The sequence below is a fragment of the Kitasatospora sp. NPDC059571 genome (assembly GCF_042735675.1).
Classification (GTDB): Bacteria; Actinomycetota; Actinomycetes; order Streptomycetales; family Streptomycetaceae; genus Kitasatospora.
Map to the genome: position 1 here is coordinate 1 of NZ_JBHWBW010000181.1, position 11,290 is coordinate 11,290.

Genomic DNA, 11,290 nt, shown 5'->3' on the forward strand with positions numbered 1-11,290 from the left:
GCGGGGGGGGGGGGGGGGTGTGGGGGGGGGGCGGGTGCGGCCCCCCCCCCCCGCGCGGGCCCCCCCCCCCCCCCCCCCCCCGCCCGTGGAACCGTGGGGTGACCATGAAGGGTTCCTTCCTGGGAGGCGGATTTCGACGCGGCAGGGAGCCGACCGGTGCCCTCGACCGGCTCCCTCCATGGCCCGGCCCGGCCCGGCCGCGGGCGGGGCCTGCGGCCGAGCCGGCGAGCGTGCTGAGACGGCGGTGCGGGTCAGCCCAGCGGCACGGTGACCAGCCAGCTGGTGTCGGCGGCCCAACTGTTGGTGCTGTCCCAGGGGTTGGAGCCGCCGTTACTCGCTATGTAGGCCGTGTAGTTGTAGTGGCGGAGGTACTTCGTCGAGAAGTTGACGGACCGGAAGGAGGTGCCGGTCCCGCTGTTGCCCGCGGTGGGGCAGAAGGTGGCGTCCTGCGCGAACGCGCTGGCGCCGTTGTCGGTGTTCAGGTAGAGCTGGTAGTTGTAGTGCCGCAGGAACTGGCCGGGGCTGTTGGCGGACTCGAACGACACGCAGGAGGTGTCGGCCAGGCCGGTGCGGACGATCCAGGTGGCGTCGGCCTTGTCGATGGCCGGGCTGGAGTCGTTGGCGGCGGAGATGACGACCTTGGTGTCGGCGTCGTTGTGGCGGAGGTAGTGCGAGGTGCAGCACGGCGCCGTGGTGGCCCGCAGGGAGATCCGGGAGCCGGGCGTCAGCGTGCCGGTGCCGGTCGAGCCGCTGTTGTAGCCGGCTGCGGTGATGTTGGCCTGGACGGCGTTCTCGGTGGCGTCCGAGGGGTAGCCGGAGGTCATGACGCCTTCGTAGAAGGTGCCCTGGGCCCCCTTGCTGTTGTCGCCGCCGATGCCGAGGATGATCGCGCCTTCCTTGTGCATCGGGTTGTAACCCGTGGCATTGGGCCGCACCCCGTTGTAGAAGGTGGACAGGCCGCCCGACCGGGCGTCGCCGCCGCGGAGGGCCCACTGGTTCGGGCCGCCCTTGAGCATGGCGGTCAGGAACCGGTTGCTGACACTGGGGTCGCCGGCGTTGAATCCGCGGTTGACCCCGGAGAACAGGCCGTTCTCCAGGTCGGCCATGACCCAGGGGCCGTTGCCGCTGCCCGAGCCCCAGCTCTTGTTGTTGCCGAAGTAGAGGGCCTCCATGTGGCCGTTGCCGGTGTCCAGGCTGTTGGTCTCGGCGTTGCCGTAGTCGAAGCAGCAGCCGCCGTTGAAGTGCGTTCCGTCGAAGATCGCGTACATGCCCTCCGGCTGGTCGCCGGTCGCGATGCCGTTGGTGTGGTTGTTCCGGTAGCCGGTCCCGGGCGCGACGTAGACGCCGTACGCCTTGTGTCCGGCGACGGTGACCGGCGCCTCGAAGGCGTTGGCGAGGTTGTCCGGCCCGCCGGCCGCGCCGCCGGCGGGCGCCTGGGTGAGGTGGTTGCCCTTGCCGGACTGGTCGTAGAGGACGGTGATGACGCAGTTGGTGCCGGCGCAGAAGTCGTCCTGCGCGGCGGCGTTGGCGTATCCGCCGGCGCTCAGCAGGCCGATGTCCCTGGTCGCGCTGTCGGAGGCGCGCCTGACCTGGTACAGCGGTCCGTTGTACGTCCCGTAGAGGGCGCGCGTGGTGCTGTGCGCGGCGACGCAGGGGGTGCCGCCGGCGGCATAGATGTCGCAGGGCCCCTGGGTGGCCGCCTGCGATGTCGCGGCCGTGGCCGTGAGCATGCCGACGGCGAGTGCGGCGGTCGCGCCCGTCGCGAGGAGGGCTCGCCCGAGCCTACGGATCGACAGTTTGACCATGAAGATCTCCTTCACAGGGTGGGGGTGGGGTGGGCGTCCCGCGGAATCTGCCGGTGTCCGGCTGTGCGGACGGCGTGGGCCGCGCTGACGCCTCCGGGTGCCTTCCGGCGTGGGCCGCCTTCGACGGCCGGTCGGCACGGGCCGCTCGTCAGCCCCAGGGGGAGACGGCGAGCCAGCTGGTGTCCTGGGCCCACGACGACGGGGAGTCCCAGGCGTTGGTACCGCCGTTGCTCGCGATGTAGCCGGTGAGGCGGTAGTGGCGGAGGTACTTGGCCGGGTAGTTGAGGGACTGCAGGGAGTAGCCCGTGCCGCTGTTTCCCGGCTTGGTGCAGAAGGTGGCGTCCGCAGCGAACTGGCCGGTGCCGGCGGCGGGCTGGAGGTGGAGCTGGAAGGCGTAGTGCCTGAGGTAACTACCGGGGGTGTTGGCCGACTCGAAGGACACACAGGTGCTGTCGGCCAGGCCGGCCCGGACGATCCAGGTGGCGTTGCCCTTGTCGAGGGCGGAACTGCCGGGGGTCACCGGCGCGATCCCCACCTTGTCGTCGCCCGTGTCGTGTTGCAGGTAGTCGCCGGTGCAGCAGGAGGTGGTGGCCCGCAGCGACACCTTCGCTCCCGGGACGAAGGGGGTCGTGGAGGTGGTGGTGTAGCCGGCCGCGGTGATGTTGGCCTGGACCGCGGCGTCGGTGGCGTCGGAGGGGTAGCCCTTGACCATCGCTCCCTCGTAGAAGGTGCCCGCGCTCGCGTTGTGGTTGGTCTGGCAGCAGTCGCCGCCGCTGCCGAGGATGACGGCGCCCTGCTTGTGCATCGGGTTGTATCCGCTGGGCAGTGAGCCGCCGTAGAGCTGGGTCAGGCTCCCGGACTGGGCGTTGGCGCCCTTGAGCGCCATCTGGGTGCTGCCGTTGTTCTTGAGCATCGCGGTGACGAAGTGGCTGGTCTGCGAGACCTGGGCGGTGTTCCACGTCCTGCTGCCGCCGGTGAACAGGCCGTTCTCCAGGTCCGCCTGCACCCAGGGCCCGGTGCCGCTGCAACCGCCGAACCAGCATTCGGTGCCGAAGTTGATCGCGTCCATGGCGCCGTTGCCGTCGGCCTTGTGGTCGGTCTCGGTGTTGCCGTAGTCGAAGCAGCAGCCGCCGTTGACGTGGGTGCCACTGGTGACCATGTACTCGCCCTCGGGCGAGCTGCCGGTCGGCACGCCCCCGGCGGCGTTGTAGGCGAAGTAGCTGTTGCCGGGGTTGATGTAGAGCGCGTAAGCCTTCCGGCCGCCCACGCTCAGCGCCTCCGTGTTCGCAACCGCCGCCGAGTCGGCGCCGCCGGTCCCGCCGGGCCCCTGGTAGACCAGGGTGTTGCCGCTGCCGGTCTGGTCGTAGACGCGGGCGATGGTGCACACGGTGCCCGCACAGAACGAGTCCTGCGGCGCGGCGTCGGCGACGCCTCCGGCGGACAGCACCCCGATGTCCTGCGACGCGCCGTCGGAGGCCCGCTGCACCTGGTACAGCGGGCCGTTGTAGGAGGCGAAGAGCGCACGGGTGGTGCTGTGGGCCGCGACGCACGGTGTCCCGCCCGCCGCGTAGATGTCGCACGGGCCCTCGGTGGCGGCCCGGGCGGTACCCGCTCCGGTGAGAAGACCGACGACGAGCACGGCCGTCGTTCCGGCCGCCGTCAGCGCCCGCCGGGCGTGGCTCGGCCACGATCGCATGGTCATGAACGAAACTCCTTCGCGGGTGGGGGACGAAGAAGGCGTCCCCGAATTGTTAGCGCTAACAATTTTACTGGGGAAGGGGTGCACGCAAGATGGGTCGGAATCCCTGGTGGTGCTGCGCCGACCATCACTATGGCCACACGTTGATGTACCGTCAAGGCGTCGGACTGTTAACGCGCACAGAAGCTATGGCAGTTCGCGCGGTGAAGGTCGTGATCGGATCCTTACACTCCCGGGCTCCGGGCGCTGCAATCGCTGATGCGGAGCTATCAGTTGGACGCTCCTGCTCGTCGGTTTGAGCGTTCGCCGTCCTGAGGGCGAGTCGGCCGAGCGGAGACGGACCTCGGCGCTCGACGGTCTGGTCCCCACCATCACCCACACCGACCTGGCCGCCCACACGCCCGCGCCCCCCACCGCGGCCACCGCCTACGGCACCTGGAGGGGCCGCAGACCTGGCAACGGGCCTGTTTGCCTTCGCCTCCCGGGCCGCCACCTGACGCCTGACCTGGACCTCTTGGTCCACCGCCACTCTCGCCATGGTCCGGGCAGGCAACGACCCACCGGCCGCACCGCCGTCGCCGGCATACCGCCTCCGCCCTCGCCCTGCGCGGCACCACCTTCTCGCTGTCGCCCGCTGGTGACCAACCGCACCGAGGTCCAACCGTCCGCCCCTCGGCGGGCAGGAGGTCTCGCTCATCGAGGCGCTGGTCCGCAAGTGGTTCGAACCGACTTCCCCGCTTGGCGCCATCCTGATCGTTGTCGTGGCAGCGGTTCTCGTCTGGTTCCTCACTGTCATGTTCCCCGCCCGCCTCGTCATCAGCTGGAATGGGGACTCCAAACAGAATGAGGCGAGTTCATAGCCTGCCGCCAGAAATGCACGTTTAGCAACGATTCGAGTTGTTCGTCATTATTTGCGATCTTTCGGAGGGCTGCGTTTGAGGTTCCCGCGGGGCAAGGTTCTAGGTTCGGGGCATGGCGGATGGACCTGAGCTGATCACGGTCGGTCAGCTGGCACGTCGTGTCGGCCTGACCGCGAAGGCGCTGCGGCACTACGACAGAGTCGGACTGCTGGCGCCCGCCGCGGTCGACCCGGACACCGGCTACCGGCTCTACAGCGCACAGCAGGTCGAGCCCGCACGGCTCGTGCGGCTCCTGCGCTCGGTCGACGTGCCGCTCGACCAGGTGCGCGCGTGCCTCGCCCAGTCGGGCGACGACGCCGCGGTCAGGGAGGTCCTGATCCAGCACCGGCGCCGGCTCCAGGCACGCCTGGACCGGATCCGCGGCGACCTGCACCGCATCGACCATCTCATCGAGGACGGAGTCACCACAGCGATGACCGACCAGGACGAGCAGCACCCGAGCGGTCCGAAGGCCGACGAGCGACGAACGGCCATCGACCTCTTCAACGGGGTCTGGCGACTGCTGGAGAAGGAGGACCGCAGCGTCGAGGACGACGACCGGATGCTGCACATGGCCCACGCCTCCCGCTACCACTGGGGCGAGGTCGGCGCCCCGGTGAACCTCAGCCGCGGCGAGTGGCAGTGCTCACGGGTCTACTCCGTCCTCGGACGGGCCGAACCCGCGCTGCACCACGCCCGACGGGGACTGGAGATCTGCCAGGCGCACGGCATCGCGGACTTCGACCTGGCCTTCGCCTACGAGTCCCTGGCCCGCGCCCACGCCGTGGCCGGCGACAAGGACCAGGCTCGCACCTGGACCGAGCAGGCCCTGGCCGCCGCCGAGGATATCGCCGAGGACGAGGACCGCGAACTGGTCCTGTCGGACCTGGAGTCGATCCCCGCCCAGCCACGCTTCTGGTGACCCGCGCCCGCTCCCACCCGCGACCCGGGAGGACAACATCCATGACCGGCACCACCCAGACCACTCCCATCCCTCCTACCCAGGCCGACCTGGGGCAGCTGCGCACCCAGGCCAAAGACCTACGCCTGGCCGTCCGACAGGGCAGACCCGGCGCCGCCGAGCGCGCGGCCACGACCGGACCGGTGGACCCGGACCGGTTCTCCGTACGCGACGCGCAGCATGTCATCGCCCGCGAACACGGCTTCGCCCGCTGGCAGGACGCGGTCTCCGCAACCGGCAACCGCGCGAGCGCGACCTCCACCGCTGGCTCGCCGTCGAACTCAACAACGCGCTCGGGGACCTCCTCTTCGACCTCACCCCCGGCACCCCGCGTGCCGAGCAGGACCGCGCCCTCTACCAGGCCTACGCAGCGTGCTACCACTGGCTGGAGGCAGGCACCCCTGCCAAGCAGGGCCGCGGCGAGTACACCATCGCCCAGACCGCGCCGGCCATCGGCCGCCCCCAGATCGCCGCCCACCACGCCCCGCGCTACGCGGAGCTGATCGCCGGGCACCCCGATGACTTCACCGACTGGGACAGGGGCCTTCGCCACCGAGATCCTCTGCGGTCTCCACGCCGTGCTTCCACCGGTCGTCCATCAAGTGCTGGAAGATCGTTCGGTGAAGCTCGTCCACGCGGTCGTCGTCTTGCTCCAGCTGCAACGCCACGTCGATGTCCTTGGTGATGATCACTTCGGCGGCCTGCGCGATCAGGCGCTGCGCAAGCTGTCCCATCTCCGGGATCGTGCGGTGCAGATCGCCCGGAACGGCCCGCTCGGGGTAGCGCATCCGCGCCGGCTTGGCCACATGCTGCGCCAAGTCACCGGAGCGTTCCAGATCCGCGCTCATCCGCAGAGAGGTGACGACGATCCGCAGGTCGGTGGCGACTGGTTGCTGCCGGGCGAGCAGGGCGATGGCTCGGTCTTCGAGCTCCCTCTGCAGGTCGTCGACCTTGGTGTCGGCCGAGATGACGCTCTCGGCCAGTGGTAAGTCGGCGTCCAGGAGAGCCGTGGTGGCGCGGCCGATCGCGGAGCCGACCAGTCGGGCCATCTCCACCAGGCCGTCGCCGAGCGAGGCCAGGTCCGCGTGATGCGCCTCCCGCATCGCGTTCCCTTCTGCACGTGTGTTGCGCCTCTGTCGTCGTGTGCTGCCGGACTCGCAGCTGGGCCGTGGACCCGCCACAAGATCGCGTTCCGGTAGTGCCGTCGCCTTCCGGCGGGTGCACCGTAGAGAGATGGCGAGCCGGCGACCTGGTCCCGGTATGCGGCAGCCCTGGAAGCCGAGCCCTGCGCTGCTGGCGATCCCACTCGCGCTCATCGCGGCGATCACGGTCGTGGACCTCAACGTGCCGGCCGACGTGCATCTCGGTCCGCTGCTGGTGATCGCTCCCGCGATCACCGCCTCGTTCGCCGGTCCCCGGCTGACCGCGCTGATCGGCCTGCTCGCCGTGAGCGCCCAGGCGTTCATCGGCTGGTACTTCGACGTGCTGTTCTCCCGCAACGTGGTGGTGCAGGTCGTCGCGCTCGCAATGCTGTCGTGCCTGGTGGTCGTATTCTGCGTGGCGCGCGAGCGGCGCCAGGCCGAACTGGCGCAAGTCCGTTCGGTGGCCGAGGCCGCCCAGCACGTCCTGCTGTGGCCACTGCCCGAACACATCGGCCCGCTGCAGGTCGCCTCGCTGTACCTGGCCGCCGAGGACGAGGCCCAGATCGGCGGCGACCTGTACGCCGTAAACCGCACCGCCGACGCGTCCCGCGTGCTGATCGGCGACGTCCGCGGCAAGGGCCTGTCCGCCATCGGCGAGGCCGCCCTGCTCCTCGGTGCATTCCGCGAGACGGCGAGCCAGCACACCAGCCTGGGCGATCTCGCCGCTGCCCTGGAACAGAGCGTCACCCGCTACCTGGCCGACTTCGAACCCGCCGACGAAACGGGCGAACGCTTCGCCACCGCCCTGCTCCTCGAAATCCCCGACGAGGACCACACCGCCAGGATGACCAGCTGCGGACACCCCGCCCCCCTCCTGCTGAGCTCTCACCCGGGCCCCACCGTCACCGCCCCCATCCTGCGCCCCGCCCCGCCGCTGGGGATCGGCACGCTCGCCCCGGAGGACTACAGCGTGGACGTCTTCACCTTCGAGCCCGGTGACACGCTCCTGCTCTACACCGACGGCGTGGTGGAAGCCCGCGACCGGTCCGGCGCCTTCTACCCGCTCGCGGAACGGGCCGCCCAGTGGACAGGCGCCGGCCCGGACGAACTCCTGCAGCACATCCGGCGCGATCTCCTCGCCCACGTCGGCGGACGCCTCGCGGACGATGCGGCCCTCATCGCCCTGCACCGTACGCCCACCGTGCACCGCGGCCGGCCGCGGATCTTCCACTTTGGCGGGACCGATCCCGCCGCCGACGGCGAACCACCCCCGGAGGCTTGACCAAGGACGTGCGGCTAGAAACAGACACCGGCGGCCGGCTCCCGGCGCCGCCTGGCAAGGTCGGCCATCACGCGATCAAGGTGGACGCCAGCCTGCGGGCGTAAGCGGCGTGGCTCCGGGGGTCGAGTGTCTGATGTCCTCGGCGACCCGGCCCCTGGAGTCGCGTGCCCAGGCCATGGCGAAACGGGCGCGCACGGATCACGACAGGTCCCACCCACCATCGGCCGACCCGGCCGGTGATGAGGATCCGCGAAAACGGCCAGGCCTGCTCTCCGTTCCCCAGTTGGTAGGACCGTTCAACGGCCTGGCGAGGGTGGGGGCGGGAGTGCAGCGGGGCCCCAGGGGCGGCCGGCCTGCTCGCGGGGCGTCTCAGTACTGTTCGGCCACTTGCTCGGCGATCGGGAACTCGGCGCCGCACTCACCGCATGTTCCCTCACCGAACACGTAGGTGAGGGCGAGTGCGACGGTGTCGAGCCCGGCCTGGCTGGCCGCGTCATAAAGCACGCGCCCGGGCCCCTCGAGGTCGGCCGGCGCGGCGGCGCGAAGCGGCGCGCCGGCCGGGTCACCGGGCTCCCAGTCGCCCACGGCGGAGAAGTAGCCGGCCTCACCGATGGAGACGAACACCCCCATCTCGCATTCGGGGCAGAACACCTCGATGGTCCCGTCGGCCAAGCCCTCCAGGGCCGAGGACCAGACGCGGACACCGTCAAGCGCCATGGCGGTCTGCAGCAGACAGACGTAGAAGGCGGGCTCCGCTGGGCGGCGGATCCGAGCGTGGGCAAGAATCCGCAGCCGCTCGATCAGCACGCCGTGCCGAGCGCGAGTCTCCTCATCGGCGGCGCCGGCGATCGCGCCGGCCAGGAGCAGGGCGTCGTCGCCGTCCTTGCCTCCCTGGTCTCCCAGATCGGCCAGCAGAGCGAGGGCAGCGAAGCTCGCCGGGTAGACACTGCCTTGATGGCACAACCGTGACCACAGGTCGCCCCAGACCCCGTCGTTGGGCTCGGTGCCAAGCCGTTCGAACAGGACCGGGATGTCCTCGGCGGTGCCGTACGCGTGCTTCAACTGCGACCAATCCGTCATGCGGGCATCCAACCAAGCCGTCCCTCGCCGACTCGCAGCAGGGCTGGCATACCGCCACCAGAACCAGCAGGTCTGGACTGGGCCCCGAGCGCCGGCCCGGCCGGGCTGCGGGATCCCCCCAGTGCCCGGATGGCGTGTGGACGGCATTGCCGACCCGCGTGGCGAGTGCATGGATGTCATGAGGCCGATCGTGGTGTTCATGGAATCCCTGCCCGCAGACGGCGGGGCCGGGACGGGCAGCCATGCGGCCGTGGTGCACGCGGCACCGGCAGACCCCGGCATGTCCGGCTACCGCTTCGACCGGACCTTCTGCGGCCTCGACCCCACCAAGCAGGAAGGAACACCGCGAATCCCCGTGCCCTCTGCCCTCCGGCACCGGCTCCACGGGGACCGGATCTGCCGGCGCTGCGCCGAGGCGGTTGATGGGTGACTGGGCGCGGCCCGTATGGGCGGGAGAGATCCCCCCAGTGGGCGGGGATCCTGGCATGGATTTCCGATGGCCACCAGCTCGGACACCCCACGACCGCCCACCCGGGCGTCTCAATGGCCCCGGTGCGTCGCAGGACCTCGATGCTCGCCCAGGTCCAGAACGCGTTGTTCTCCTCGCATTCGGCATCGAGGCCGGGACCGCGCTCGTCGCCCGGGGCGAGGAACAGGGCGGTGGGGCGCCAGTGGCTTCCGGTGCGTCGATAGCGCGAATCCGCGACGGTGAACTCCTCACGCGCCTCCGCGGAGCGGGCTGCCTGAAGCAGGGAGCGTGGCGTGCTGCAGCCGAGCCTCGGCAGTGCGGACGAGCTGCGGCAGGACGGGGACCAGGGTGCGGGTGCGCCGGTGACGGCCCGGTCGGAGGCGGCGGTCACGACAGCCTGCCGCGGGTGTGTGCAGTCCGCGGCGGACAGTGCGCAGATCGCGACCAGGGCGGCCCGTTCGCCACGCCGCAGCACCGGCAGGCGGCCCGTGCACGCGGCGAGCAGAAGCGCTCTGGCCGCTTCGCCTCCCCTGGCAGGCCCGCCGGTGCTACCCACCCGGCCGAGCGCCCCGGCCACGCGGGTCAACACATCACGCTGTGCCGCGCCGGGCTGGCGGGCGCAGAGCTCGGTGACCCAGGCCGCGGCCCGTTGTCTGGCCGCGGTGAGAGGGGTGGGGACTCCGGGAGGCGCGTGTCCGTGCCGGTCGCAGCGGCGCAGCCCTCGGTGGGACTGGCGGGCCGGGCTCGGGGCACGGCCGTGGGGGGTGCCGTGTTGTGCGTCCAGTGGTGGGTGCGCGACGGTGTGTCCGGTTCGGCGGGGGGCCGGTCGCGCTGTCACGTTTTCCGCTCTCGTGAGCGTTTCGCGGGCGGCCGGTAGCGGTGCCTGGGTGTGTGGCGTGGATGCGCTTGCCGCGGGCCGGGTCCCTTCGGTTGCCATCGTCGCCCTCCCGCTGGTTCGTGGTCTGGGCCGCTGATCGCGGCTTCCTCCTTGCGTGCGTGCCGCACCGGCCCCCGGCCGCGCGGTTGTGCGGGCGGTCCGCCCCCTCGCGCGGGAGGGGGATACCTCCGCGGCACGCGAGGGGAAATCTGTGCCCGTTGGAGTAGACATTGCTGGATGGCGTGGCTAATGTTTCTCTCGTAGTCGAGGTCGAGAGACACCCGCCAGACACGAACTGGCGGGCAGCAGTAGCGAAGTTCGCAGGTCGGCACGGTGGCAGGGCCCTGAAGCCAGGGATGGTGCAGTAAGGCGACGGGATCTGCGGCCGGGCCGGGCGGCCCGCAGTATTCGGGGGCTGCCGGAGCGGTATCGCAGTTCGCAAGTGGCAGTGCCAGCAGGTGAAGTTGAGTTCAGTGGTACCGGCAGTCGCAGGACGCGGTATCCCAGCAAAGGCGCCAGGACTGCCGGCGCGCGTGCTGGGAGGTCCGGGCAGTGGGGTTCCGAGCCGATGTGAGCAGGACGGGCGACGGGGCCGGCTGCCGGACAGTGGCGGGCCCTCGGGGCCGCCAGGGCAGTACAGGGCAGTGCGCAGTACCAGTGTTGGCAGTTCAGCAGTACCGAGCACTGCCCCGTGAGAGAGCAGTACCGAGCAGTTCCCGCAGTTCGAGTACCCAGCAGTTCGCAGTTCCCACAATGTGCAGTATCAGTACCGGTCGGTACACGGAGGAATGGAGGGACAGAGCGCCATCAGGATCGCCCGGCCCGTGAGGTGGTCACCCGGGCGGACACCGCAGACCCTGTGAGTACGAGGACGGTGGTTTCCGGTCACGCATACGCGATCCCCGCACGCCCCATCCCCCGGGGCCGTGCGGACGTGAGAAAGCCGGCCAAGTCCGGCAGATGGTGTTATTTCCCCTTCGGGGGCCCCGCGCCCCCAACCCCCCCCGGCCCGCCCCCCCCCTCGCCCCCCCACCCCAACAGGTGGCCGTAGACAAACACACTCACTCGCCCCCCCC

The 11,290-nt window shown here is 70.6% G+C and carries 6 protein-coding genes and 1 pseudogene; 3 read left to right on the forward strand and 4 right to left on the reverse strand.

Features of this window, described 5'->3' with window-relative positions:
* Nucleotides 1-251: 251 nt before the first annotated feature.
* Both ACFV0G_RS20655 and ACFV0G_RS20660 read right to left on the reverse strand, forming a co-directional pair.
* Nucleotides 252-1,805 (reverse strand): alpha-L-arabinofuranosidase B, encoded by a 1,554-nt coding sequence (locus ACFV0G_RS20655; RefSeq protein WP_380549588.1) that lies wholly within the window; start codon nucleotides 1,803-1,805, stop codon nucleotides 252-254.
* Nucleotides 1,806-1,953: 148 nt separating this feature from the next.
* Nucleotides 1,954-3,507 carry an alpha-L-arabinofuranosidase B gene (locus ACFV0G_RS20660; protein WP_380549591.1) on the reverse strand — a complete coding sequence of 518 codons (1,554 nt, stop codon included), beginning with the start codon at nucleotides 3,505-3,507 and terminating at the stop codon, nucleotides 1,954-1,956.
* Between the two features lie 969 nt (nucleotides 3,508-4,476).
* Here ACFV0G_RS20660 and ACFV0G_RS20665 point away from each other — a divergent pair.
* Nucleotides 4,477-5,325 carry a MerR family transcriptional regulator gene (locus ACFV0G_RS20665; protein WP_380549594.1) on the forward strand — a complete coding sequence of 283 codons (849 nt, stop codon included), beginning with the start codon at nucleotides 4,477-4,479 and terminating at the stop codon, nucleotides 5,323-5,325.
* Nucleotides 5,326-5,918: 593 nt separating this feature from the next.
* Here ACFV0G_RS20665 and phoU read toward each other — a convergent pair.
* Nucleotides 5,919-6,467, reverse strand: a pseudogene (gene phoU, locus ACFV0G_RS20670) (phosphate signaling complex protein PhoU); the annotation flags it as partial.
* A gap of 157 nt (nucleotides 6,468-6,624) precedes the next feature.
* Between phoU and ACFV0G_RS20675 the strand changes: the two are divergent.
* Entirely contained in the window at nucleotides 6,625-7,788 is a 1,164-nt protein-coding gene (locus ACFV0G_RS20675) for a PP2C family protein-serine/threonine phosphatase (RefSeq protein ID WP_380549597.1), read from the forward strand.
* 369 nt (nucleotides 7,789-8,157) lie between these two features.
* On the opposite strand, the gene ACFV0G_RS20680 is transcribed toward ACFV0G_RS20675, so the two are convergent.
* Nucleotides 8,158-8,880 (reverse strand): hypothetical protein, encoded by a 723-nt coding sequence (locus ACFV0G_RS20680; protein ID WP_380549600.1) that lies wholly within the window; start codon nucleotides 8,878-8,880, stop codon nucleotides 8,158-8,160.
* Between the two features lie 124 nt (nucleotides 8,881-9,004).
* On the opposite strand from ACFV0G_RS20680, the gene ACFV0G_RS20685 reads away from it, so the two are divergent.
* Nucleotides 9,005-9,298 carry a hypothetical protein gene (locus ACFV0G_RS20685; protein ID WP_380549603.1) on the forward strand — a complete coding sequence of 98 codons (294 nt, stop codon included), beginning with the start codon at nucleotides 9,005-9,007 and terminating at the stop codon, nucleotides 9,296-9,298.
* Nucleotides 9,299-11,290: the final 1,992 nt, after the last annotated feature.